This is a genomic window from Blautia sp. MSK20_18 (assembly GCF_020553125.1).
In the GTDB taxonomy this organism is placed as follows: Bacteria; Bacillota; Clostridia; order Lachnospirales; family Lachnospiraceae; genus Blautia_A; species Blautia_A fusiformis.
This window is the reverse complement of the sequence record NZ_JAJCGR010000005.1, coordinates 50,253-75,268: the sequence shown is the minus strand read 5'-3', so window position 1 is coordinate 75,268 and position 25,016 is coordinate 50,253. Positions and strand designations below refer to the sequence as shown.

At 46.4% G+C, this 25,016-nt stretch carries 21 protein-coding genes; 2 read left to right on the top strand and 19 right to left on the bottom strand.

Features of this window, described 5'->3' with window-relative positions; genetic code table 11:
• Nucleotides 1–22: 22 nt before the first annotated feature.
• From LI091_RS04605 to trxB, 13 genes are all read right to left on the bottom strand, one after another.
• The gene (locus tag LI091_RS04605) at nt 23–2,506 is read right to left on the bottom strand and encodes a transglutaminase domain-containing protein (RefSeq protein WP_265190887.1); all 2,484 of its coding nucleotides are present in this window, start codon (nt 2,504–2,506) and stop codon (nt 23–25) included.
• Entirely contained in the window at nt 2,506–3,252 is a 747-nt protein-coding gene (locus tag LI091_RS04600) for a copper homeostasis protein CutC (RefSeq protein WP_015525380.1), read from the bottom strand. Before LI091_RS04600 ends, LI091_RS04605 begins: the two co-directional genes overlap by 1 nt.
• A gap of 28 nt (nt 3,253–3,280) precedes the next feature.
• On the bottom strand, nt 3,281–4,042 hold the full coding sequence (locus tag LI091_RS04595) for a DeoR/GlpR family DNA-binding transcription regulator (RefSeq protein ID WP_015525379.1): 762 nt from the start codon (nt 4,040–4,042) through the stop codon (nt 3,281–3,283).
• A gap of 420 nt (nt 4,043–4,462) precedes the next feature.
• Nucleotides 4,463–5,776, bottom strand: a complete 1,314-nt coding sequence (locus tag LI091_RS04590; RefSeq protein ID WP_265190886.1) for a M28 family metallopeptidase — start codon at nt 5,774–5,776, stop codon at nt 4,463–4,465.
• A gap of 207 nt (nt 5,777–5,983) precedes the next feature.
• Nucleotides 5,984–6,673: a C40 family peptidase gene (locus LI091_RS04585; RefSeq protein ID WP_265190885.1), complete on the bottom strand. Its 690-nt coding sequence runs from the start codon at nt 6,671–6,673 to the stop codon at nt 5,984–5,986.
• Nucleotides 6,674–7,637: 964 nt separating this feature from the next.
• A complete protein-coding gene (locus tag LI091_RS04580; protein ID WP_265190884.1) occupies nt 7,638–8,495 on the bottom strand; it encodes a YitT family protein in 858 nt (285 codons plus the stop codon).
• 178 nt (nt 8,496–8,673) lie between these two features.
• Entirely contained in the window at nt 8,674–9,516 is an 843-nt protein-coding gene (locus LI091_RS04575) for a Cof-type HAD-IIB family hydrolase (RefSeq protein WP_022426921.1), read from the bottom strand.
• 160 nt (nt 9,517–9,676) lie between these two features.
• Nucleotides 9,677–11,356: a glycoside hydrolase family 13 protein gene (locus LI091_RS04570; protein ID WP_265190883.1), complete on the bottom strand. Its 1,680-nt coding sequence runs from the start codon at nt 11,354–11,356 to the stop codon at nt 9,677–9,679.
• A 199-nt stretch (nt 11,357–11,555) separates the two neighbouring features.
• On the bottom strand, nt 11,556–12,386 hold the full coding sequence (locus LI091_RS04565; protein ID WP_118607943.1) for a PTS system mannose/fructose/sorbose family transporter subunit IID: 831 nt from the start codon (nt 12,384–12,386) through the stop codon (nt 11,556–11,558).
• Complete coding sequence (locus LI091_RS04560) at nt 12,383–13,198, bottom strand: PTS mannose/fructose/sorbose/N-acetylgalactosamine transporter subunit IIC (protein WP_021976997.1); 816 nt, start codon at nt 13,196–13,198, stop codon at nt 12,383–12,385. The genes LI091_RS04565 and LI091_RS04560 overlap by 4 nt, the downstream gene beginning before the upstream one ends.
• A gap of 104 nt (nt 13,199–13,302) precedes the next feature.
• Nucleotides 13,303–14,334: a PTS mannose/fructose/sorbose transporter subunit IIAB gene (locus tag LI091_RS04555; RefSeq protein ID WP_265190882.1), complete on the bottom strand. Its 1,032-nt coding sequence runs from the start codon at nt 14,332–14,334 to the stop codon at nt 13,303–13,305.
• Nucleotides 14,335–14,754: 420 nt separating this feature from the next.
• The gene (locus LI091_RS04550) at nt 14,755–15,792 is read right to left on the bottom strand and encodes a LacI family DNA-binding transcriptional regulator (protein ID WP_265190881.1); all 1,038 of its coding nucleotides are present in this window, start codon (nt 15,790–15,792) and stop codon (nt 14,755–14,757) included.
• Nucleotides 15,779–16,717, bottom strand: coding sequence for a thioredoxin-disulfide reductase (gene trxB, locus LI091_RS04545; RefSeq protein WP_265190880.1), 939 nt, complete (start codon nt 16,715–16,717; stop codon nt 15,779–15,781). Before trxB ends, LI091_RS04550 begins: the two co-directional genes overlap by 14 nt.
• Nucleotides 16,718–16,885: 168 nt before the next feature.
• On the opposite strand from trxB, the gene LI091_RS04540 reads away from it, so the two are divergent.
• The gene (locus LI091_RS04540; RefSeq protein ID WP_244094823.1) at nt 16,886–18,658 is read left to right on the top strand and encodes a DUF885 domain-containing protein; all 1,773 of its coding nucleotides are present in this window, start codon (nt 16,886–16,888) and stop codon (nt 18,656–18,658) included.
• Between the two features lie 10 nt (nt 18,659–18,668).
• Here LI091_RS04540 and LI091_RS04535 read toward each other — a convergent pair whose 3' ends face one another.
• The 6 genes from LI091_RS04535 to LI091_RS04510 all read right to left on the bottom strand — a co-directional run bounded on the left by LI091_RS04535 (nt 18,669) and on the right by LI091_RS04510 (nt 22,416).
• A complete protein-coding gene (locus LI091_RS04535) occupies nt 18,669–18,950 on the bottom strand; it encodes a hypothetical protein (RefSeq protein WP_021651190.1) in 282 nt (93 codons plus the stop codon).
• 5 nt (nt 18,951–18,955) lie between these two features.
• Complete coding sequence (locus LI091_RS04530) at nt 18,956–19,369, bottom strand: acyl-CoA thioesterase (RefSeq protein WP_244094824.1); 414 nt, start codon at nt 19,367–19,369, stop codon at nt 18,956–18,958.
• 66 nt (nt 19,370–19,435) lie between these two features.
• On the bottom strand, nt 19,436–19,654 hold the full coding sequence (locus LI091_RS04525) for a hypothetical protein (RefSeq protein WP_110103713.1): 219 nt from the start codon (nt 19,652–19,654) through the stop codon (nt 19,436–19,438).
• Nucleotides 19,655–19,934: 280 nt separating this feature from the next.
• Entirely contained in the window at nt 19,935–21,263 is a 1,329-nt protein-coding gene (locus LI091_RS04520) for a transposase (RefSeq protein WP_265190879.1), read from the bottom strand.
• Between the two features lie 45 nt (nt 21,264–21,308).
• Nucleotides 21,309–21,740 (bottom strand): IS200/IS605 family transposase, encoded by a 432-nt coding sequence (tnpA, locus tag LI091_RS04515; RefSeq protein ID WP_265190878.1) that lies wholly within the window; start codon nt 21,738–21,740, stop codon nt 21,309–21,311.
• Nucleotides 21,741–21,747: 7 nt separating this feature from the next.
• Nucleotides 21,748–22,416 (bottom strand): hypothetical protein, encoded by a 669-nt coding sequence (locus tag LI091_RS04510; RefSeq protein WP_265190877.1) that lies wholly within the window; start codon nt 22,414–22,416, stop codon nt 21,748–21,750.
• A 762-nt stretch (nt 22,417–23,178) separates the two neighbouring features.
• Here LI091_RS04510 and LI091_RS04505 point away from each other — a divergent pair.
• Nucleotides 23,179–24,873 carry a CapA family protein gene (locus LI091_RS04505; RefSeq protein WP_265190875.1) on the top strand — a complete coding sequence of 565 codons (1,695 nt, stop codon included), beginning with the start codon at nt 23,179–23,181 and terminating at the stop codon, nt 24,871–24,873.
• Nucleotides 24,874–25,016: the final 143 nt, after the last annotated feature.

Genomic DNA, 25,016 nt, shown 5'->3' with positions numbered 1-25,016 from the left:
CTGTATATATCCGTTATATCTGTCACAGCAGTCTCAGCAGCATATCTCCGGTTCCCACATTGTATCCGCTGGTTGCATAGATCCCATTCAGGCTTCCGTTTGTCACAATGATCAGCGGAAGCTTATCCGGATCTACGTACATTCTTCTTCCCAGTGTATTGATGATCTCTGAAAAATCATCGTATAAGATCTGAACATTTCCAAGCTTGCCCAGTGCTCTTGAAAGGGTAGGGGTCTCCAGCGCTTTTTTGCTTTTTACTACAAAAATGATCCTCTTCGCATATCGGGAAAAAGCTTCTTCCTGCTCCATCATCTCATTTAAGATATGCTCCGTCGGTTCTTTCTCCTCTTCCAGAAACGCCAGGATATGCTTCCCATCTGCCGTCAGTTCTGACGCCTTCACGGTGCTTCCATCTTCTTTTCTGAGAGTAAATTCCGGTATGGAGATATTCTCCAGCATGTCTTCCAGGTTTGCATTCCGAAATGCCAGCTCCACCCTCTTCATTTCTCCGATCTGAACCTCAAAATAATACTCCGCTGCAAATATATTTCCATTTGGCAGTCTGTTTGAGGTAAGGATCCTATAATTTCCCGCTTCCAGCGGCAGCTTCATCACCTGATCTCTGAAATTTTCGGCTTCCAGCTTCCGTGTGATATATTTTCCGGCTTCCAGTTTTGCGATGCTCCAGTTCTGGAAATATTTCCAATGTGTATCCGCACTTGCCTTCAGAAGGATCGATGCCTTTTTCTCCGTTTCCGCAGATACCGGGATGAATTTTCCGTTTTTCATATACTCCATGGAACGGTCATGAGGGTTCAGGCGTGCCGGAATCCCCAGTGTTCTCGCCATTGCCACAAAAAGGATCTTCTTTGACAGAAGACTTCCTGTTCCCGTTTTCAGACATCCGGACGGCGTGGTGATCACACTGCTGCGTTCTTTCTCCGGGCTGGAAACGATCTTATCCTCAATCCACTTCCAGATCTTCGCCGGCTCCTTTTGCAGCATATTTTTCTCTTCTTCCGACAGCTGCTCAAGGATCGCTTTTCTGTATTTCTGCAAAACTTCATCGTCAACTCTCGGGTTCAGTACATATGGTACAAAAATATCTGCATCCATGTTTTTTTCATACGGTAATGCAAATTTCAGGTGCTCCTCCAGAACCTGGCTGATACAGTCTGTTCTGTCTTTCTCTGTGAGGACTTCAAGGAGTTTTTTTCTCATTGAAGAATCTCCGGTTTCTTTTTCCAGGAATTTCCGACACTCCAGATTGCTCAGGTTTCTTACCTTCTGTTCCCTGTAAGCGTTTGCCTCTGCCAGACGTCTGCTACCTCTTTCCTTCTGCTCCGGTGTTGGCATATCTTTATTTACAGGTGCATCATGAGGTGCGATCATATCGATCTCCGTCCACTCCTCATAAAAAATACCCTTTTCCTTTCCTACGGGCATCAGACAGATCTCACAACAATCCTCTGTTTTTGTATCCAGGCTGTTTTCTGCATGCAGCCATTCTCCCTCTGCATACATCCTTGCAGAAATATGGATACTTCCAAGCCCTGTTGTCAGGCTGACTTTTCCCAGACTGTCGGTTTTCAGTTCTGCGATCGGGGCATATTCCGAATAATTCAGCACCTCAAAAGAAACTTCTGCACCTTCTGCCGGTTTTCCATGTGAATCCTTTACGGACACAGTGATCTCTTTTGTCAGTGCATATCGTTTCAGCTCGTTGAGCATAGTCACCATACCATCTTTGCCGATCACTTCTCCCTCCGGGATCATGGTATCAAAAACTCTTGAATGGACCATCATGGCCCTTGAGGAAGCGTTGGTAAACCATCCCTTATTCAGGATCTCCTCCGGCTCACAGGCTCCCAGAAAATACCAGCTTCCATCGCACCAGATTTCCACCCAGGCATGATTGTCATCACAATGAGACCACTTTGGTGCATATACCTGACGGGCAGGTACACCAACACTTCTCAGTGCATTAACGGTAAATACAGATTCCTCTCCGCATCTTCCGTTTCCTCTGCGGTATACGGCAAGTGCAGACAGGGTACGATCATCTGTACAATGATAGGTAGCCTCCTGTGCACACCAGTAGTTCACCTCCAGGGCAGCTTCCCGGAAACTCATTCCCTCAGTTCTCTCTCCGATCTCCCTGCGGAAAAATGTACGGCAGGGTGCGATCTCCTCCTCATTTACTCTATGAAACAGCACATAATTCAAAAAGATTTCCTCCGGCAGCTCTGCCACCCCGGAGTTTTCCTTCCATAAATATACGCCATTCTCCGCATAATCCAGGAATACTTCAAACGCGTAATTTCCGATATCACTGTACGGCATGAACGCATATAAATATTTGCACGCCAGAGCCACTTCGTCTGTGCATTCCGCAAGCTTTTTATCAATCTCCGCAAAAACCTGCGGTAACCCCATCATCTGCTCCCGATATTTTTTTTCGATCCGATCACGGTTTTCTTTCAGAAAAATCTTCCCCTCAGCCATTATAATTCCTCCAGAACTTTCTTTGCAGCACGAACATTTTCAATATCTGTACGCCATATCTCATATTCACTGAATGTCGGAAGTCCCATATTGACACCTTCCTTGCGAAACTGCATCGCACTGTCCGTTACAACCTTGCCGCTCATATGATAAGCCTTGATCCCGGTAAGGGGATAAAGCTGGCGGATCACTTCCGCACCGACGCCACTCCCCGCCTGGATGGTGATACGTCCCTGACTCCTGGTTTCCAGTTCCTTCAAAAGCTCCGCACCCTGAAGGCAGGTATTCTTCTGTCCGGAGGTAAGGATCGTATCGATTCCCAGCGAGATTGCCTGTTCCATAGCCTCGATCGGATCTGCGCACACATCAAAAGCCCTGTGCAGCGTAACAGACATATCTCCCGCCGCATCCATCAGTTCTTTCATCTGTTCCATATTCAAGGTGCCATCCGGTTTCAGGATACCTACCACAACACCCTCCGCTCCCATTTTGCGGAAATCCTTTACGGCATTCCTTATCATAGAAAATTCCGCATCTGTATAACAGAAATCTCCAAACCGCGGACGGATCAGCGCATGGATCCGGATATCTGAACGCTTCCTTATTTCCTCAAAAAGCCATGGACCGGGAGTTGTCCCCCCGATGATCAGATTGCTGCAAAGCTCCAATCTGTCCGCACCACCCTCGGCTGCTGCCATGGCGGATTCCACAGAATCCACACAGGTTTCCAGAATATAGTCTTTCATGTAAAAATCCCCCTTTATTACTGTCTGCTCAGAGTAATTTCACTCCGGTATTCCTCAGTATGTTCACAATGGTATCATCCGGAAATTCATCGGTAATGATCCCGCTGATATCATCAAAATGTGTATATTTATAAGATTCGTTAAAATAAAACTTCTCTCTCTCCATAACCACATATTTATGTCTGCTACTCTGCACTGCCGCCTTCTTGGTCAATCCATCCTCCACTCCGGATGTAGTAACTGCAAAATCTGTCATATCCACGCCACAGCTTCCCAAAAATGCCCGGTCAAAGCTGTACTGCTTGATCACCTCAATGGCCGCAGCTCCCATAAATCCATTCACCGAACGGTACATAGTTCCCCCTGTGCCTATGGCCGTAATGGACGGATTCGCAGCAAGGATCTGCAGGATATCGATCATATTGCTGACAACCACAACATGCATACCCGACGAAGCGATAAGCCTTGCCAGCTCTATATTTGTAGTGGAAACATCCAGAAAGATCGTTTCGTTATTTTTGATCAGCTTGAAGGCTTTCGCAGCGATCACTTTCTTCTTATCAAGATTGTACATACGCCTGTCTACTACATTTCTCTCCAGAGGATACTCCTGTGACAGGATCGCTCCGCCGTAAGTCCTCTTTAATCTGCCTGCATTTTCAAGGATCTTGAGATCCTTGCGGATACAGTCCTCCGTAACCTGAAACATCTCGCTTAATTCTTTGACCCTGACTTTTCCTTTTTCGCGGAGACATTTCTCTATTGCATTCTGTCGTTCTTCTGTAAACATGGTCCTATCTCCTCATTCCTGATTTTTCTGTGATAAAAGTTCCAGAAATCAATACTCCGCAAAACAATATCCGGCGCATTGATCCCTGGAAAGCCTGTGATTTCAGTATAACAGTTCGATATCTTACTGTCAATTATTTTGTATTATTTTTTATTGTTTTATCGTATTTTAATCAAATCAAGTAATTCCACTGGTTCAATTGCGAACCTCCGCTTGCCCCCTGTTCCGGGAATCCCTTACAAAGCTGCAAATATCCCCCTGACTCAAAGCCACATGTTCCCTTGCGGAATTATAAAGGTCAATAAACATTGAAAATATTGAATAAATTATGAGGACTTGTCTGTACTCTTCCCGAAACAGACAAGTCCCCACAGTTCCATAACAAATATCCAGTTATGAGCAGATAAAATCAGATTTTTACTATCTGCACATATATTCATCCAGCTCTCTGATAAATTTCTCCGGCATCTTTCTCTCAAACGGGAAAACCTCCGCATTCCCAAGCGCATCCGCAATACATCCCAGAAGGATCGCACTTCTCTCCAGCGACCAGGCAGACAGCAGATCAATCGTATCATAACGGGTATGCATGCCAAAACCATCCCGGTTCAGAGTCATGGCCGGAATTCCCTTCCATGCAAAAGAATTGGAATCACTTCCCCAGATCTGATTCTTCACAGACGCTCCGATCCCTGCTCCGTCAGCGATCTCAAGAAGCTTATTACAAACAGAAGCCTCTCCCGTCACTCCCAGAACATTTCCTCCGATCAGCTGCCCGGCCAGATCTACATTCATATTAAAACGATGCGCTCCAAGCTCACTCTCATGAACTCTGATATAATCCCGGCTGCCCAGCAAGCCCTTCTCCTCAGCACCAAACCACACAAATTCCATAGTCCTGCGCGGTCTATACTGCTGAAAATATCTGCAAAGCTCCATGATGATCGCTGCCCCAGCCATATTATCATAGGCCCCCGGTCCCTCCGGCACCGAATCATAATGCGCCGTAATCGTCAAGATCTCATCTTTCTTATCCGTACCTTCGATCCTCGCCACTACATTACGGGATCTGCACGCCGTCACATCCTGTTCCACAACCAGGCACACCTCAGACGCACCCTCCGTCACCAGCTCCACTGCATCCTTATAATGAAGATTCGTCCCCGGAATCCTGCCACTATATTTTTCCTGCATCTCGTGAATATCCTCTGCAGACTCCGACAATCCTTCTGTCTCTTCTGCTGCATCCCCCGGAAAGATCATCGGCAGGCTGCGCTGACAGGGAACCCTGTCCACTCCTTCATCCAGCGGAGAACCCTCCACACTGATAAAACCAACAGCTCCGACGCTCACCAGTCTCTGATACACATCACCACTCACCCGGCCATTCACCATAACGATCTTACCCTTCGCCCGTGAAAGACTGACAGCATCTCCATTCTCCACATACAAAAAATCCGCTTTCAGACCTTCTGCCCCAGTATTTCCACATCTTCCATACCCGGTCACCACATACTCCTTCTGATAAGGCTCCACAACCTTAAGCACCGCTCTGTTGATCCGAAAACCCCAAAAATCAAACTCCTCCATCCGATTCTTCACTCCGAAGCTGTCCAAAGTATCCCGGATCATCTTCGCCGCCTTCACTTCCCCAGCAGTACCCGCTTCTCTGACAAAATCAAACCCGGCCAGAAACTCCATCTGCCGCTTACCACTGATTTCCTTCGTATTCATAACCCCACAACCTTTCTGAATTTTATCTAAGTCCCCACCCACTGCTTATTGCTTTTCGCAACCCCGCAGGAGACTTACTTGATTCGGTTAAATTATACACTATTTTTCTTCAAAAAAACTGCCCGCAGCTATTTTTCAGCCAACCCAACCAAAAAATCTCCGCAGACAGTTTATATTTCATATCAGTAAATCATTTATATCTATATCCTAAGCCACAAACGAACCAACCGCAGCCGGAGCCCGGTAATCATAGTCGGAAACCTTAATCCCTGTAGCTGCTGTACTGGCGTGAACGATCTTGCCATCACCAATATAAAGAGCCACATGATCAATACCACCATCACCATAAAAAACCAGATCACCAGCCTCAATATCCGCAACACTCTTCTTCTCAGAAGCCGCACACTGAGCTGCAGCAACACGAGGAAGCTCATACCCAAACTCCGCAAACACAGACATCACAAACCCCGAACAATCCGCCCCGTTAGTCAGACTCGTACCACCATAAACATAAGGATTCCCCACAAACTGCAGCGCAAAATCCACAATCCCCTGTCGCATCTCCAGACGCGCCTCCTCAGCAGCCTTCCGCTCCTCTTCCGCCTTACGCGCAGCCTCAGCAGCCGCTTCAGCCTCAAGCCTCTCCTGTGCGATCACCTCAGCCTCAGCCTTCGCCTCCTGATACCCCTGAACCTCAGAAACCGTCTTATCCGCCAGAGCACTGGCAAAAGCAGAAATAGAATCCGCTCCATCCGAAAAACCATCCTCAATGGAAAGCACCTCCACATCCCCATCAGACACAGCACTGACACCATCCACATCCGCAAAAACAACAGAAGGAACCACACCCACAAGAACAGCACTCAGAACAACAGCAGCAAATTTCTTATAAAACATAAACAATAAAACTCCTCTCAGAAAACCACGCAGCAACACAATCCATCCATTCAGACAGAGATTCACAATCCACTTCGCCACGATCCTCGCTCACTAATTTGTTACAATTTTATTAATTTTGTTACGTAAGTGTGTATCCTACCATAAAAATCCCCACCTGTCAAACCCTTTCACAAAACCTTCACACACCAATCAGCCATCCAGCGCAGCGATGATGGCTCATCCCTCACCTTCAGGCCACAGGAAACTCAGCCTTTCCTCCCAGCCATCCAGCGCAGCGACGATGGCACATCCCTCACCTTCAGGCCACAGGAAACTCAGCCTTTCCTCCCAGCCATCCAGCGCAGCGACGATGGCACATCCCTCACCTTCAGGCCACAGGAAACTCAGCCTTTCCTCCCAGCCATCCAGCGCAGCGACGATGGCACATCCCTCACCTTCAGGCCACAGGAAACTCAGCCTTTCCTCCCAGCCATCCAGCGCAGCGCTGATGGCTCATCCAACTCCCGGGAATCCACTCAATCCTCCAGCCCTCATCAATCCCCACTTCCGCCAGTCGCCCCACACACCCATCACTACCTCCCGCCCGGAATCGAACAGCCGGGGAGACGGGTGCCGGTTGGCTACGACTCTGCAGGAGGGGAGCTGATTCTTGGCTGGCGGAAATCTGCGTTGTTTTTAAAAAGTCCGCTGTCTGAGCGGCAGCAAGCCGCGAGTTCGGACTTTTTAAAAACGGTTTTAGCAGAATTCCGGCAGCCTAGAAGCCAGCCCCCGACGAAGCCCGGAGCCAACCGGCACCCGTCTCCCCGGCGTCCGTCATCCGCCATCCGCCCTCCACCCTCCACCACAAAAAAAGAGCGCCCCGCAGCCCATCCAGACCACAAAGAACGCTCTCCTAATTCCATCAGCTTACAATCATACACAATCACCTACGATCAGCATACAATAATCCCATACGATTGCATCAAATATAACTCATAAACCCCTTCCCAACAACCTCACTACTCTTAGTAACCATCAAAAACGCCTGCGGATCCACCTCATCAATAAACCTCTGCAGCAACACCGCCTGCCTAACATCAACAACCGTCAAAATAATCTTCTTATCCTTATGCGAATAAACCCCCTCCCCATGATAAACCGTAGCACTCCGCTCCAACCCATTCATAATAAACTCACAGATCTCATCCGGCTTACTGGAAATGATCGTAAAATACTTATTCAGCTTCATCCTCTCAATAGACTTATCGATCATCAACGTCTTAGCCATAAGCCCCAGCACAGAACAAAGCCCCGTAGTAAGATCAAACACCATAAACGAAACAACAACGATCACACAATCCACCACAAACAACGCACCCGAAATATTCATCGTAGAATACTTCTTAATGATCATCGCCACAATATCCGTGCCACCACCCGAAGCATTCTCAAAAAACAGCAGCGCCGCAGCCAACGCCGGCAAAATGATCGCAAAACAAAGCTCCAGCATAATATTCCCCGTCAGCGCCCTGTTCATAGGAAAAACCTTCTCAAACACATTCAGAAGCAAAGAAGAAACAACCGTAACATAAGCCGTCTTCACTCCAAAATCCCGGCCAAGAACAATAAACCCGATCACCAGCAAAATCAGATTGATCACCAGGTTGATCTGCGCAGACGTCATCGGAATAAAATGCGAAAACACAACCGCCATACCCGAAACACCACCAAAGGAAAAATTATTCGGAAACTTAAATACATAAATTCCCACATCCATCAGAACAACGGCAAATGTGATAATGATATACTCCATCACACGCTTTGGTATCAGATTTTTCATTAAAAAATATCCTCCTGATCTCCTCAAATAATTTTCACCGGTAACTACCAGTCAAAACCAGCAATCCCCGTACCCTCTTCGTTTATCATACCTTATATCACCAAAAATGCAAATAAAAAAAGACAGAGAAAAATACATTTCCCTGTCCCTTATATCAACGATCACGATCAACCACCGCTTACAGCCCGAAAAACCTCTCCAGAAATTCCGCCACACCATCATGATCGTTATCTCCGGTCACCTCATTCGCTGCATCCTTTACATACTGTTTGGAATTGCCCATAGCAACACCGATACCTGCACCCTCCAGCATTTCCAGATCATTCTCATTATCTCCGAAAGCGATCACATGCATCCGGTCAATACCAAGCTTTGTGCGAAGCATGGCAAGACCCACACCCTTGTCCACGCCTGCTGCATTAAACTCCGCATTGCCGCTGATGGAAGTAGTCACTGCCACATCATCCAGATCCTGCCATTTCTCACGAAGTGCCCTGCTGGTCTCCATATCATCAAAATAAATATTGATCTTCTCTGCCTGATCCAGAATATCTTCCTGATGATAAAAATCCTTAACATATACATGTCTGCTGAGAAAATAATCTACAAAAGTTTTTTCCAGCAGATCTTTATCCACTACAGATGCCACATAATCTCTGGCATCCGCATCAGAATAGGCAATTCCGTTTGCATAAGCCTCTGCGATCCAGCCTTTTGCGTCGCTGTTTTCCACATCCTTCAGGATTTTGCTTACCATTCCCTTGGGCATGGTTTTTCGCCAGATCATCTCATTTTTATCGTAATCCCAGACAACACAGCCGTTTTCCACGATTCCCCATTTCACACCCCGGAGCACAGAAAACTCCCGAGGGATCAGCTCTCTGGTCCTTCCGGTTGCCGGCACCACATAATGTCCGTCATCGATCAGACGCTGCAGAACATTTCTGTTCCTTTCAGAAATCTTATTCTCACTGTTCAGAAGAGTTCCGTCCATATCCACTGCAATGATATATTTTTCCATAAATTCCTCCTGTTTGTCTTTTCCCCACAGGCAAAAAGCGCATCTGCACTGCACCCGGATATCCTTTGGCAGTACAGATACGCACAAATACTCATACCTGCTCTCTGTAAAGCGGAGACTTTTCTTCCACTTTACTACTACATATACAACAGCTCAGGAATTACCGGATCCTCATCATAAACGCCTCGTACGGTCTTAAGTCCACTTTGATCCCTGTTCTGTCCTTATAGTTTGCAATCTTAATATCCTCTTTATCGGACACATATTTTGCAAGACCTTCTGTACTTACCGTATCCTCAGAAAGGTTTGCCACCACGATCCACTGCTCTTTGTCGGAAGTTCTTAAATATGCAAAGATCTTCTCGTCTTCCGGAAGAAGGAGCTGATAGTCACCTTCTGTGAGAAGCTCTTCCTCATGACGAAGACAGATCAAATCCTTATAATAATAAAACACGGAATCATTTTTTTCCAGAGCTTTTTTTACATTGATCTCCTGGTAACGATCAGAAAGGCGGAACCATGGCTTACCGGTTGTAAATCCTGCATTTTCGCTGTCATCCCACTGCATCGGAACCCTGGCATTGTCACGACTCTTGTTCCATACTGCCTTGCGGAAATCATCCTCAGAAATGGTTTTGTTCTTAACGACAAGATCCTGATATGCATTACGAACCTCGATATCCTCGTACTCCTCCAGCGGGAACTGCACGTTTGTCATACCGATCTCCTCTCCCTGATATACATAAGGAGTTCCCTGCATACCATGGAGAACGGTAGCATAAGCCTTTGCACATTCCTCGCGGTAAGTAGTGTCATTTCCCCATCTGGAGATCACACGTGGCTGGTCATGATTTTCAAAATACAGAGCATTCCAGCCCTTGTTATAAAGCTTGTTCTGCCACTCACTCATAACACGTTTCAGATCACGGAGATCAAAAGGCTTCAATTCCCACTTTCGGTTTACAGAGCCCGGAATACGGTCGATGTTCATATGCTCAAATGTGAAGATCATATTCAGTTCCTCACGCTCCGGATCTGTAAACAGTCTTGCAACCTCCGGTGTGGAGCCCGGCGCCTCACCTACCGTCATACAGTCATATTTTGAAAGCACCTCCCGGTTCATCTCATGGATAAACTCATGAAGTCTTGGTCCGTTGCTGTGATATTTTCCTGTATAATACTTGCGACCATCCGTTTTCGGGTAATCCGGGAAGGACTGATCCTTGGAGATAGATGCGATCACATCCATGCGCCATCCGTCAGCACCTTTGTCCATCCAGAATTTCATCAGATCATAGATTTCCTTACGGACGGTTTCATTTTCCCAATTGAGATCCGGCTGTTTTCTGCTGTAAAAATGAAGGTAATACTGGCCGCGCTCTTCATCATATTCCCAGGCACTTCCACAGAAGCTGGAGCCCCAGTTGTTTGGCTCACTGCCGTCTGCTTTCGGATCCTTCCAGATATAATAATCACTGTATTTGCTGTCTTTTGATTTCCGGCTTTCCACAAACCATGCATGCTCATCGGAAGTATGGTTGACAACAAGATCCAGAATGATCTTGATACCATGCTCATGAGCTTTTCCGATCAGCTCATCCATGTCCTCGTTACTTCCGAAGCCCGCGTAGATCTTCCGGTAATCACTGATATCGTAACCGTTGTCGTCCTGTGGGGAGTCAAAAACAGGGCTGAGCCAGATCACATCGATCCCAAGGTTCTGAAGGTAGGGGAGCTTTTCAATAATACCCTTGAGATCGCCGAAGCCGTCTCCGTTGGAGTCCTTAAAGCTTCTTGGATAAATCTGATATACAACGGAATTCTTCCACCAATCTTTCATTTCTTATGTCTCCTTTATTTTGCATTGAGCAGATATTTATAATCCGTATTTGCTGCTTATTTATATCCGGTCAGGTGTTCTTCAACTGCCCTTTTTGCGGTCAGTTATTTCGATATAACTTTTTTTAGGCTTTTTTATAGGCGGACCCTATACGGCCCGCCTTTTCATAATTCTGATCTTTATTCCTTATCCTTAAGGCTTATGCAATTCCAAGAAGAGAGAGAAGGATGCTCAGGATGATAACACCGATGATCAGAACTGTGATGCTGACATTTTTCTTTTTCAGCAGATAGTAACACAGAAGAGTCAGTCCAAGGGGAACAATGCCGATAAAAATCTGGTCCAACATGTTCTGTAGATTCAGAACAGATTCACCCTTCATGGTGAGTTCATAAGTGGAGTTAAAGGTTACCATGCTGGCAGTCATACCGCCGACCATGATCAGACCTACAATGCTGGCAGCCTTTGTCAGGATGTTCATAAGACCGCTTGCATAAACCTTCTGAATATATTCAGAACCAAGCTTGTAGCCCAGGAATGTTCCGTAATATTTCACAAGAATAGACGGAATGTTGAAAAGAAGCAGGAACACGATCGGTGCCAGAACGTTTCCGGATGCACCAAGTCCTACTGCGATTCCGGCTGCGATTACACGGAGAACGCCCCAGAAAATGGAATCACCGATACCGGCCAGAGGTCCCATCAGGGAAGATTTCACCGCATTGATGGAGCTTGCATCAAAATCCTTCTGCTCGCTGTTTTTCTTCTCCATGGATGCCACAAGACCCATGATGAATGTAGATAAGGTGATGGTTGTATTGAAGTAAGACATACTTCTTGTGAGGGCAGCTTTTTTGCCTTTCTCATCGTTTTTGTAAAATTTATTGATAAAAGGCATCAGGGAATAGCAGAAACCGGAAGCTCCCTGTTTTGCCGGGCTTACTGCCGCATACAGAGTGAAGGAACGCCAGAACGCTTTTCTCAGCATTTTTCTTTCATCTGCAGGAATGGATTTCGTTAAATTACTCATGAGAAAAATTCCTCCTCTTCTTCGTCAAGATATTCGTCAGCGCTACCGGCCGGTGAAACTGCTACTCTCTGTGCTGCAAGCTGATTCAGCTTGTAATCGTTCATACCAATGGAAATGGCAATGATCACACCGATCACGGCAAGGGCGATCAGCGGAAGGTTTAAGTATGCTGCAAGGACAAAGCCCAGGAAATAAAACATACAGATCTTGTTATCCCAGAGCATCTTCATCAACATTGCCATACCTACTGCCGGAAGAAGTCCACCGCAGACGGTCAGGCCGTTCATAACAACATCCGGGATCGCATCCAGAAGTGCGCTGACTGCGTCAGATCCGAACAGGATTCCGAAGAATGCGAACAGGGAATACAAAAACCAGTTTACAGCCCAGAGTCCGTAATGAAGGGCGATAATCTGTTTCTCCTTGCCCTCTGCTGCCAGACGGTCGAAAGTTTTTGCAAACATACCTACAATAAAGATGTAGAGAACGGTCTTGATCTGAAGACCAAGGATACCAATTGGAAGTGCCAGTGTCAGGGCTACCTCAGAACCTTTGCCCAGCATGATGGCAAAAGCAGTTCCTACGGCTGTGGCGATTCCGGGTTCTGCCGCGGAAGCACCTCCGATGTTTACAACTCCCATAAATACGGCTTCCAGTGAAGCTCCGATGATCACTCCTGTATGAAGATCTCCAAGAAACAGACCTACCAGCGGTCCGATGACGATCGGACGGTTCAGCATGGTAAATCCGATCAGCTCTGCACCGCCGACACAAATAAATACGGCAAGTGCTACAAGAAATGCGTTTAACATTTTTTCTTTCCTCCCTTTTTTGTTACGTTTTACTTATTCAGTGGATACTCACATTCCACGATCTGCATTCAGATAATTATTACGTTCATTCTTTTTGATATGCGTCAGTTTAATTTATCCAGCACATCCTTCACAAGCTTCTGCTCATCATTCGGTACCTGCTGCATACAGGTCTTCGGTTCAAGGGCAACCAGGTCTTTCAGTGCCTGCTGCTCTGCTTTTGTCAGCATGATGGTCGGTGTCAGGACAAGTTTCTCGGAAACATCGATTCCGTCGAAACGTCCGGTATTTCCTACATTGAGGAATCCGATCTCACCAACACTTTGTCTTATCTTCAGAGCATCCTTTACCGTTCTTGTCAGAACCAGGATACGCATCCTGGATGCCTTCGGATTGTTTAAGATACGAATGGCTTCATCCACCGGTTTGATCAGCGATTTGATTCCGCCCGGTACGGCCATTTTCAATGCCATCTTCTGGGTGTTATCGTTAGCTGCCTCGTCGTTAGCTACCACGATTCCCTGTACAGCCAGCTGTTTGGTCCAGGTCATGGCAACCTGTCCGTGGATCAGACGGTCATCTACACGAAGTGCGGTGATCTTTGCTGTGGAATTGTCATAGGACTGGGGAGCCAGAGCTTTTTTCGGTGCGGATTTTTTTGCATGCGATGCAACACCTTCTGAAATCTGCGCAGTATTTTCGATACCCTGTGCAGTATCTTCTTCAGCATTTTTTTCAGATGTGGATTTCTTTCCACCGCCAAGGTCTACCATCTGAAGCTCTTCTCTGGCATCATCGATAAACTCCTGGATCTCCTCCTCTGTCACATCGTCATCCGCCATCATGACCTGCATCAGGACCGGAAGGTTGGTTCCTGTGATCAGCGTAACATTTTCTTTCTGGCTGTATCCCAGAAGCTTCTGATTTACGCTTCCTCCCATCAGATCTGTAAAAACGAAAATCCTGTCGTTTTCATGCTGTGCGAAATATTCTTCAAACTTTTTCTCCACATTGTCTTCCGGTGTCACATAAGCGTCGATGGTTGTAATCTCATCCATTTTTCCAACGATCAGCTCTGCTGTATAACGAATGCCGGAGGCCATTTTTCCATGTGTGGCGATCAGAATCTGTTTCATCTGGTATTCACTCCTTCTGTACTCTTTCCCTTTGGTTATGTACCTAACCTTTGTGCTCACACTATAGCATCAAAGTTAGGCTATGTAAATAGGTTATGTACATAACCTATCATTGTAACAAGTTCAAAATCATAGTTTTGTGCAGGTTTCACATAGAACAGCAAATGCTTATTATCCACATCTTCAGCACGAACCTACACAGGATAACTCTTTTACGATTTCAGGTAAATTTACAAAAAGCCGAAAATACTCTGACTGTCAGACACTGACAGTTCCCGTATATTTCGGCTTTTGATATCTTTATATATCAGATTCTCTGTACTCTTACTATATTGAAAGTCCCGATTTTCTATTTTTCACAGTTCTGCAGTGACTTCTCGTATCTACCCCCTGATCAGATCAGGTACACTCTCTGCAGACTTACTTTTCCTCATGCTGCGGCTGTACAGATCTCCTGGGGATCAGCGTGACCGGAAGCATGATCTCATTTTCACGCTCTTTTTCCACTCCATTGATCCGTTCCATCAGAATTTCCACTGCAAGAGACGCCTTCTGCTCCACATTCTGGCTGATAGTAGTCAGACGAGGCACGGAAAATTCCGCATAGCTGATGTTATCGTATCCTGCAATTCCGATCTCCTCCGGAATCTTTACTCCACGACTGCTGAAAAAGCTGATAGCCTCCAATGCATAGAGGTCCGACAGGAAAAACAGTGCGGCCTTTGGTTTTTTCCGCTGGAGCAGCCACGCATAGCTTTCTTTTCGTTTGGCGTAGTTCATTCCAAGAGCAGTAAACTGCACCTTCTGCTTTTTCTTTGCAAAATCCTTCGCCGCCCGCTGAGCGCCCATGTAACGAAGATGATCCACACCATTATCACGGCCTGCACAAACCTGGATATGCTCATAGCCGCATTCCAGAAGATATTTTGTCATAAGATAGCCGCCACTTTCGTCGTCCAGTCCGATATTCAGGACATGGTTTTCCTGGCCTGCATCAAGCTCACCATATGCATCAATAGAAACGATCGGTTTGTTGATCAGCTGATAGATTTTTTCGCAGTTGCTTTTGCTGAAGGAAATGGCAATAACACCATCTACATCCCAGCCCATGACCATCTGGAATATCTTATCTGTATCCTTTGCGGAATACAGCATCAGATAATATCCCAGTTCCTGCACGTATTTCTCGATAAAACCGATGATCTTTCCATAAAAAGGATTTCCGATGATAGAATCCTTGAAGTCTTTATGATAATTGATCACAACTGCGATCAGCTGGGATTTTTCTTTATTCAGAACTCTCAGTCCCATTTTCTGGACATACCCCATCTCTCGGATAAGATTCTCGATCTTCTGAATATTGGCAGGAGATACTTTTTTTGTTTTTCCATGTATGACGTTGGAAACAGTTGTTGTACTCACGCCTGCTCTTTGCGCGATTTCCTTAATCGTTGCCATTATCTTTCCTCCAGAGATATTTCTGTGCGGAAGCCACTGCATTGGCTCCGTCTGAAACAGCAGTTACTATCTGGCGAAGTGCCTTGGTACGAATATCCCCCGCTGCAAAAACCCCAGGTGCGCTGGTAACACCCTCTTCTCCTGCACAGATATATCCATTTTCATCCAGCTTGAGCTGGTCCTTTACAAGTGTCGTATTAGGAACGATCCCCACAGCAATGAAAACACCTTCTGCGGTCAATTCCCTCTCTTCATTTGTTTTTATATTACGGATCTTAAGACCGGTCACTTCATCCTGTCCCAGGATCTCAAGGGGAACACTGTCCCACACCATTTCTATATTCTCACAGGCAAAGACTTTCTCCTGAAGTGCCTGATCTGCTCGAAGCGCATCACGGCGATGAACAAGATATACCCTTTCACAGAGGCCGGAAAGAAAAACTGCATCCTCTGCTGCCACGTTTCCTCCCCCCACTACCACTGCGGTCCGATCCTTATAAAAAGCTCCGTCACAGGTAGCGCAGTAGGAAACACCAAGGCCGCTCAGATCATCCTCTCCCGGGATATCCAGCTTCCGGTGCTCTGCCCCAAATGCAAGGATCAGAGTTTTCGCCTGATATTCATGCTTTTTTGTACGAATCGTCTTGATCTCTCCGGAAATATTTTCCAGGGAAAGAATCTTCTCTCGCTGCGGTTCCAATCCCAGCTTCCGGGCATGCGCCCCAAAGGCTTCTCCGAGATCCATGCCCGATATCCCCGGCATTCCCGGATAATTATCCACCGCATAGGTAGCTGTGACCTGGCCTCCCGGTGCAAAGTTTTTATCGATCCATATGGTATTTAACCTGGCCCTGGACGCATAGATCGCTGCCGTGATCCCTGCCGGACCTCCGCCTAAAATTGCAAGATCATAAATATCACTCATGTTATTTCTCCATTTTTGTATATTTCCGCTCACATAATATCATAGATTCCGTAATTTTCCAATATGATAGAACAAAGCGCCACTCTGAAAGGACGTTACTGTTTGCTTCGAGACCATCAGCACTCTCCACATGGTATATGTCTGTAAACAGTAATGAAAGACTGTCTTATGTCTCTTAAAATCAGGAAAAATAAATCTCCTATTATCATCACTCTGCTTCTTATCCTGGCACTTCTCACCGGCCTTACTGCCGGTTATTTTTCCACTCACGGGATCACAGAAAACGGAAAATTCGAAGCCTTTTCCGGAAAAGTTTTTCAAAATGAAGTTTCCGGCAGCACCCTTACCCTCCATTATACCCTGGCACATCCGGAAAAACAGGGTATCCGGCGAAAAAAAGCTTCTCTTGGCACTGTCCCCACAGATATGAAAAATACATACCAGATCTGCAGCCAGTACGAAAAAAAGCTGAAATCCTTCCGCTACAGCCGCCTTTCCACGGAAAATCAGCTGACGCTGGACTCCATGCTCCTCTATTACCACACGGAAAAATCACTGGGCGACAATTATCTGCTTCAGGAGCCTCTTGGCCCAAGTCTTGGTATTCAGGCTCAGCTTCCGGTTCTTCTGGCGGAATATGCCTTTTATGAAGATCGTGATATCACCGACTATCTCACTCTTCTCACCACCATCCGCCCATACTTTCGGAGCATCCTGGAATTTGAAAAAAAGAAATCCGAAGCTGGCTTCTTTATGAGCGATACTACCCTGGACCGGGTCCTTGCACAATGCAGTGCTTTTATCCAGAATCCCGACAACAATTATATGCTGGAAATTTTCCAGAAAAAGCTATCCGAATATGGAAAACTTCCTTCCTCAGAGCAGAACGCTCTGGTCCTGACCCACCAAAATCTTATGAAAACAGAAGTCATCCCAGCCTATCAGGAACTTATGACCGGTCTGGAAGCTTTGCGTGGCACAGGAAAAAACACTCGTGGCCTGACTTATTTCAAAGGAGGAAAAGCCTACTATCTCTATCTTCTTCAGAGTCAGACCGGCTCTTACGTTCCTGTAAAGCAAATGGAAAAACGACTCTCCGGACAGCTTTCCGACGAGATCGGCATCGCAGGAACCATACTTCGACAAAACCCGGAGCTTCTGACTACTCTCAGCCGGGGAATCACTTTCAGAGAAATAAAGCCTGCCCAGATGCTGAATGCCTTGCAGCAAAAGATCCAAACAGACTTCCCACCTCTCACAGATGTCACCTTTGAGCTCCGCACAGTCCACGATTCCATGAAAGAATATCTAAGCCCCGCCTTTTATCTCACCCCACCTATGGATACCGGAACCCCCAATGTGATCTACATAAATCCGGCTGCCGGCTACCAGGGCCTGGAGCTTTTTACCACACTGGCACATGAAGGATTCCCGGGGCATCTTTACCAGACTGTCACCTTCCAACGCCAAAAAACCTCCAACATCCGAAATCTTCTCTGCACCTCCGGCTTTGCAGAAGGATGGGCCACCTACATCGAACCCTATGCCTACCAGTACGCCGCCGATTATATTCAGGATCCTTCTGCCACAGAGCTTGCTAGGATCTCCTGGCTGAACCGAAGCATCAATTTATGCATGTACTCCCTTCTGGACATTGAGATCCATTACAACGGCTGGACTCAGGCCGAAGCCGCCAGCTTTCTGAAAGCCTTTGGTATCGAAGACAGCGCCGTTGTCTCCGAGATCTACCAGTATATCCTGGAAACCCCGGGAAATTATCTGAAATACTACTGGGGCTACTTAAGCCTTCTGGACTTACGCACTTCCGAACAGAACCGCCTTGGCCAGGACTTTGATCTGAAAGCTTTCCACAGCCAGGTACTGAAGATCGGTGGTGTACAGTTCCCGGTGCTGGAGAAGTATATTGATGCGGAATTTTGAAACTGTTTTTTCACTCCAACCCAGCAAAAAACAGTTCATAAAAATCATCCTCACCCTCAAGCATCGGAGAATTCTCTCCGCCGCCATTGGTACTCCTCTTCATCGCTGCATAAAATTCCTCACCAGCTGCAATCAGATCCATCTCATAAACCGGAACCCCAAGCTCCCGGCACTTCTTACAGAAAGCAGCCAGCGGCGCTTTCTCCCTGCGGGTAGCAAGCAACATCTCCCGAAGCGCCGGGTCCCTGCGGGCCTTTTCCTTCAGATTATCAAGCATCTCCACAACTTCCATCAGACTCAATCCCCCTTCACACAGCTTCTGAACAGCACATCCAGTTCCGGAATCTCTTTTTTCAGAGAAACCAGCTCCCCATTCCTGGTAAAACAATGCTTCGAGGAAGCCTCTGTACAAACCTCACTTCTGGTCACATTAAAAAACTCATAAGCCAGCTCCAGAACCACACCACTGTACTTCTTCACCGAAACCGAAATCCCAACTACATCATCAAAAAGCACCGGCTTCTTATAAGAAACCGAAATCCCTGCAACCGGAGAAACAATCCCCCGCTTCTCCACCTCACCATAACCAAAGCCCAACTCCTTCATGAAATCGATCCGGGCTTCTTCCATCCATTTCACATAATTGGAATGATGGATGATCCCCATCTGATCCGTCTCATGATACTGTGCCTTACGCCTGTAAACACCCATGTTTATATCCTCTCTTCTGTAAAAATCTGACATTTGTCACCAGTAACAAAACATCCTCTTTATTTCTCACAAACCATACTCTTTATACAACTCCCTGCAAGCCTCCGCACTGTCTATGATTTTCCCAATCTCATCCATTCGACCATCCGCGATCAAACGATTGATCAACATCCTCATCCTCGTTTCTCCAATAGCCTCGCCCTCTGCTTTTCCCTCTGCTTTTCCCTCTGCTTTTCCTTCTGCTTTTCCAATAATTTTCCCACGTGCTTCTCCCAGCTCAAACAAGCGTTCCGATTCCAGCTGTAAAACCTTTCCACCTATAATTTCATCTACTCCTTTCTACTTGATTTTTTCTTCTTTTCGGAAAATGTAATCTGATATCCTTACAATTAATCTAGTGGATCTCACACGACTAAAGTCACATGCTCCTCAGTCACTTTAAGCGACAAGGCTAAATATCGACGGATACGCCTGTAGCTTAGGATATGCACAGTCATGCGCTTTTTCCATGCCAGATATGGCAGGTTCCCACACTGCAGGTAATCCGCTGTATATCTGCCTGTGTTTATGCTGCTCTTAAGAGTTCCATTTCCGAAAATAGTTCTCTTAAGTCCGCATATACACATGAGATCCTACGCTTTACTGAAGGGACTTTTGCCTCCAGCAAAGACCTTTCCGTTGCCGGAAGGGGTTTTAAGAGTTCCCGGATAAAATATCTTGCTCCAATATTATAGGACGCCGAAAGATCACAGTTATATCTTTTTCCATTCTGGAATGTACATAAACTGTGATTGCCTGGATCACGGACAACTGTTCCCGACCCATCATAGGCAAGCCTGCTGGTATTCCACGCACAGATCCTGGATATCCGCATCCCTCTACGATGCGCCTGATGTTCACATCTTTTCTGGATATCCCTTTTTCTCCACAGATGCAGCTTCTGTTTCTTTCTTCCGGATATCTTTCCTTTTGTTTCCAGATACTCAAACACGATCACATCCGCATGGTTTTCTTCCGCATATCCTGTGACTGCTCCGGCGATCTTTCTTCCGAGTTCTGTGTTAAGACGCTTCGCATAAGCCCATCTGCTTTTCACCTGTGCAGAGCCATGCTCCCGCTGGAACCTGCGTATCCGTCCCAGCACACGGTACATCCGGTCTTTTTCACTGGGAAAATCAATAAATTTTCTTCCCAGGACAGTTCCATCTGACCGCATAATAGTGCAGACTGCATCCGTATTGATTCCTAAATCCACACTGCAGATAATCTGTTCTTTTACAGGTGCCTTTGTAAGCGGCACCTCTTCTGTATAAGAAAAACGCAGGAAGTATTTACGATGCCTTTTTTCCAGCACGGGAGCTGCTGTTCTTTTTCCCGCCCAGTATTTCCTCAGATATTCCATATCTGTATGGCTGAAACCGACACGGAACCATTTCCAGTCATGGCCGTCATAAAGTTTCAGGTACGCTCCATCTTTTTCCTCAGTATCTTCACGGTACATCACATCACGGTAAAATACCGGCATAGCATGATTACCACACACCAGCTTCGGCGTGCCGCCTTTCTTATCCATTTTTTTCCACAGTTCCAGCCTCGTCTTATATGAGGATACGCTTCCCAGGGCATGCTGGATAGCTGCCCTTCTGAGATAAGAAGGCATCTTTGGAAATCGCAGGTCAAAATCAAACCTTGCCTGATTCTTTTTTGTGGTATGCACCAGATGTTCTGCAGTATTGAAACGTTTTTTAGGTTCCGTGATCACTGCCAGTTCATCCCATGCCTGGGCATAGATCTCAATCAGACAGCTGACCGCAGAACGATAAATATCCAGTGTCTGGCGGATCGGGATATTCTGTTTTCGCAGTTCTACGCCATAACTGGATACTGTCCTCATCTTTTTTCCTCTTTCTTACAAATATAAAAAACGAGTTCTTTCAGATTACTGTTTTTCTTTTTGCCCTTCGATATAAGAACATACCTGTTCCCTGCTCCTGTCACTCACAGTTACTGCACAATAAGATGGATTCCACAGATGCCCTCCCCAAAGTTCCTTCTTCAGTTCCGGATGCGCAAGAAACATCTGCCTGGCAATGTTCCCCTTCATGATCTTGATCATATCCGAGATATAAAACTGTGGTCTGCAGTCTACAAGAAGATGGATATGATCCGGCATAACCTCCATTGCCAGGATCTGAAATTTATATTCTTCTGCAAGATCATAGAGCATTCTCTTGCATTCTGCATCAATACCATCTTTTAAAACTTTTTTCCGATATTTTGTACACCATACCAGATGGTACTGCAGTGAATACACATATCCTCTACCATATGAAAGTCCATTATTATTGATATTAAATATATTTTTCTCCATGTTTTTATTATACCATACGCAAGAAGAGTTTACAAACATTTGTTCTGTTCATTTTCAAAAATAGTGCGTCTAACTCATCACTACTGAAGTAACGAGAATGCGACGCACAGTTATTCAATAATCTTCGTAGTTTCTCAGAATCCTCACCTATTATATGCGCCGACTCCTCGTATCTCATTACATAAAACGGAAGTAACATCAGTAAATTCTTCTCAAAAATGCTATCCTTTGTATAACGCTCCACCTTCACCGTCGGAACACGATATACACACACCTGCCCATCCGGAAGCAGCAGCTCCACTTCCTCAACATCCGGCGTATTCTTCGTAGATCTTAAATAAATTACACATGATCTCGGAAACTCCACATAAAACTTCCGTCCTACTCTCCGCCTACTCTCCAAAGCAATCGCAAAATCATACTCAAACATTCGGATCGCCATCGTAGTATCATCCGTACTCTGACACTCAATATGATACACCTTATCCCCGATCAAAAGCTTGGCATCCGTGATCAGTTCCCCGTCCTCCAGCTGATGCTCATTCCGAAGATGCACGATCTTCACATCCTTCGGATATGAGGTATGAAACACCTCGTTGATAAGCGGAACGAGCAGGTAAGTCATCTTCTCCACCATTGTCCGGAAAACATCGTCAAATATAGTATTGTTATTCATTAACACTCTTACTGATATATAAATTATACCATACAAAGAAAACATAAAAACCCCATAAAACGGATTTTCAGAACCTTCACAGTAACAAAAAAATGGAAAACGCTTCAGAACCCGAAGCTCCAAGAATGTCCATACAGACAAAAGATCTTATAAGATATACCAACCATACCATACACCAGAGAAAAAATCACACAAAACCCATCCAAAAATTCCACCACAATTCGACACACTCCCAGTCGACAACGAAGCGCCTCGACACACTCCCAGCCGACAGCGAAGCGCCTCGGCCCACCCCCTTCCCATCAAGCCACAAGGAAACTCAGCCTTTCCTCCACGCCGTCCAGCGCAGCGCTGACGGCTCATCCAACTCCCGCCCAGCCACCCTAGCCCTACCGCCTTGAACCTCACAGCCCGAGCCGGGGAAGCTGTCTGGTCTGCCTCTGCAGGAGGGGAGCTGATTCTTGGCTGGCGGAAATCTGCGTTGTTTTTCAAAAGTCCGCTGTCTGAGCGGCTGCAAGACGCGAGTTCGGACTTTTGGAAAACGCTTTTAGCAGATTCCCGGCAGCCTAGAAGCCAGCCCCCGACGAAGCCGCAGACCAGACAGCATCCCCGGCTCGGGCGTACGTTCACCCCCACCACCCTCTTCCCACCAAAATAAAAATCTGCTATAATACAACCACACAACAAAAATCAAAAATAACAAAGCGAACAATCACCAATCAATCGCATTCAAAATCCAAAGAAAGACAAGGTAAAACATAAATGAAATTTCCACCCAACATCAAAATCCCCGACTCCCTCAAAGGAGTCTTCAAAAAAAGCTCCACCCCGGAGCCCCTCAGAGAACCCCGGCGCAATCCCAAGGACAACATCCCCCTGAACTTCCGCGAACGCAGCAATGCCCGCGTAAGTCTTATGGCATCCGTCATCGTCCTTGCGATCCTGGTCCTCTTCTTCAATCAGCTGGACTACCGCCTCATCCGCAAACCAGCCATAGACGCCCAGAAAAAAGCCGCGGCAGTCAAAGCCAAGGCCGAGCAGGAAGCAGCCGACACCACTGCCGAAACTACCACTGCCTCCGTCATCGCAGTAGGCGACAACCTCTATCACCAGAGTCTCATCGACGCAGGCGCATCCTCTGACAGCAACTGGAACTACGACAAGATCTACACCCACATCCAAGACGCCATCAAGGACGCAGACATCAAAATGATCGATCAGGAAACCGTCTTCACAACCGACCAGGACAGCGTAAGCTCCTACCCATCCTTTGCAACACCCACAGAAGTAGGAGACGCCATTATAAAAGCAGGATTCAACGTAGTAGAATCCGCCAACAACCACATCGATGACTTCGGAGAAGGCTTCCTCACAGACACACTGAACTTCTGGAAAACCAAATATCCGGATGTCACACTTCTGGGGATCCACGACTCCCAGGAAGATGCCGACACCGTCAAGATCCGTGAAGTAAACGGTATCAAGATCGCATTTCTGGATTACACCTACGGCACAAACGTAGGCGGCATTGAAGGAAAAGACTACATGATCGACATGATCCGCAAAGACAAGATCACAGCCATGATCCAGAAAGCAAAACAGCAGGCCGACTGCATCATCTTTGTAGCACACTGGGGTACCGAAGACGAAACCATGCCAAACGAATACGAAAAACAGTGGGCAGCCTACCTTATGGAGCAGGGCGTAAATGTCATCATCGGCGGACATCCACATGTACTCCAGCCATATGGCCGCCTTACTGATGACAAAGGCAATGAAACTGTAGTCTTCTACTCTCTGGGAAATTTCGTATCCACCCAGCAGAAGCTGGAAGAACTTCTCGGCGGAATGGCAAAATTCACCATTCAGAAAACCGTACAGGACGGCAAGACCTCAATTGAGATCCTGACCCCTACAGTGGAACCTCTGGTCATGCATTACAACAGCGATGCCGGTGAATTCGGACCATATATGCTTTCCGATTACACAGAAGAACTTGCATCTCAGAACGGTGTACAGTCATACATTGGCTCCGGTGTATTCACTCTTGACAACCTGAAAAAGAAGTTCAACGAGATCATGTCCATGAATGTCACTCCATCCACAGGAACCAACCTCCTGGATGTGACCATTGACACAGACCTGAACATGATCGATGCATCCGGAAATGTCGTAGAAGATACCGACTCCATCACAGCAGAAAAATATTACGCAGATAAAGGCATTGACATCACTTCCGAAGACTTTAACTCTGCTGATAATAACTCAGGCAGCACAGACGACTCCTCGGATGACGGTTCCTACGACGACAGTTACTCTGACGATGGTTCCTACGACGACGGTTCCTACGATGATGGTTCCTACGACGACGGTTCCTACGACGACGGTTCCTACGATGATGGTTCCTACGATGATGGTTCCTACGATGATGGTTCCTACGATGATAGCGAAGAATAGCGATAACTTTTCGTAACCAGTTTATACCCAGATCCATAAAATACCGGAGATCCGGCACCTCTGAAGCCAACACTTCAAAGGTACACAGATCTCCGGTATTTTTATTTTATCTTTTATATTTTCTTTCAAAGATTTCGCTATAC

What these genes read in the sequence shown, in the direction of transcription:
- LI091_RS04605 (WP_265190887.1), bottom strand. Translation starts at nt 2,506, where the DNA reads ATGGCTGAGGGGAAGATTTTTCTGAAAGAAAACCGTGATCGGATCGAA.
- LI091_RS04600 (WP_015525380.1), bottom strand. Translation starts at nt 3,252, where the DNA reads ATGAAAGACTATATTCTGGAAACCTGTGTGGATTCTGTGGAATCCGCC.
- LI091_RS04595 (WP_015525379.1), bottom strand. Translation starts at nt 4,042, where the DNA reads ATGTTTACAGAAGAACGACAGAATGCAATAGAGAAATGTCTCCGCGAA.
- LI091_RS04590 (WP_265190886.1), bottom strand. Translation starts at nt 5,776, where the DNA reads ATGAATACGAAGGAAATCAGTGGTAAGCGGCAGATGGAGTTTCTGGCC.
- LI091_RS04585 (WP_265190885.1), bottom strand. Translation starts at nt 6,673, where the DNA reads ATGTTTTATAAGAAATTTGCTGCTGTTGTTCTGAGTGCTGTTCTTGTG.
- LI091_RS04580 (WP_265190884.1), bottom strand. Translation starts at nt 8,495, where the DNA reads ATGAAAAATCTGATACCAAAGCGTGTGATGGAGTATATCATTATCACA.
- LI091_RS04575 (WP_022426921.1), bottom strand. Translation starts at nt 9,516, where the DNA reads ATGGAAAAATATATCATTGCAGTGGATATGGACGGAACTCTTCTGAAC.
- LI091_RS04570 (WP_265190883.1), bottom strand. Translation starts at nt 11,356, where the DNA reads ATGAAAGATTGGTGGAAGAATTCCGTTGTATATCAGATTTATCCAAGA.
- LI091_RS04565 (WP_118607943.1), bottom strand. Translation starts at nt 12,386, where the DNA reads ATGAGTAATTTAACGAAATCCATTCCTGCAGATGAAAGAAAAATGCTG.
- LI091_RS04560 (WP_021976997.1), bottom strand. Translation starts at nt 13,198, where the DNA reads ATGTTAAACGCATTTCTTGTAGCACTTGCCGTATTTATTTGTGTCGGC.
- LI091_RS04555 (WP_265190882.1), bottom strand. Translation starts at nt 14,334, where the DNA reads ATGAAACAGATTCTGATCGCCACACATGGAAAAATGGCCTCCGGCATT.
- LI091_RS04550 (WP_265190881.1), bottom strand. Translation starts at nt 15,792, where the DNA reads ATGGCAACGATTAAGGAAATCGCGCAAAGAGCAGGCGTGAGTACAACA.
- trxB (WP_265190880.1), bottom strand. Translation starts at nt 16,717, where the DNA reads ATGAGTGATATTTATGATCTTGCAATTTTAGGCGGAGGTCCGGCAGGG.
- LI091_RS04540 (WP_244094823.1), top strand. Translation starts at nt 16,886, where the DNA reads ATGTCTCTTAAAATCAGGAAAAATAAATCTCCTATTATCATCACTCTG.
- LI091_RS04535 (WP_021651190.1), bottom strand. Translation starts at nt 18,950, where the DNA reads ATGGAAGTTGTGGAGATGCTTGATAATCTGAAGGAAAAGGCCCGCAGG.
- LI091_RS04530 (WP_244094824.1), bottom strand. Translation starts at nt 19,369, where the DNA reads ATGGGTGTTTACAGGCGTAAGGCACAGTATCATGAGACGGATCAGATG.
- LI091_RS04520 (WP_265190879.1), bottom strand. Translation starts at nt 21,263, where the DNA reads ATGAGGACAGTATCCAGTTATGGCGTAGAACTGCGAAAACAGAATATC.
- tnpA (WP_265190878.1), bottom strand. Translation starts at nt 21,740, where the DNA reads ATGGAGAAAAATATATTTAATATCAATAATAATGGACTTTCATATGGT.
- LI091_RS04510 (WP_265190877.1), bottom strand. Translation starts at nt 22,416, where the DNA reads ATGAATAACAATACTATATTTGACGATGTTTTCCGGACAATGGTGGAG.
- LI091_RS04505 (WP_265190875.1), top strand. Translation starts at nt 23,179, where the DNA reads ATGAAATTTCCACCCAACATCAAAATCCCCGACTCCCTCAAAGGAGTC.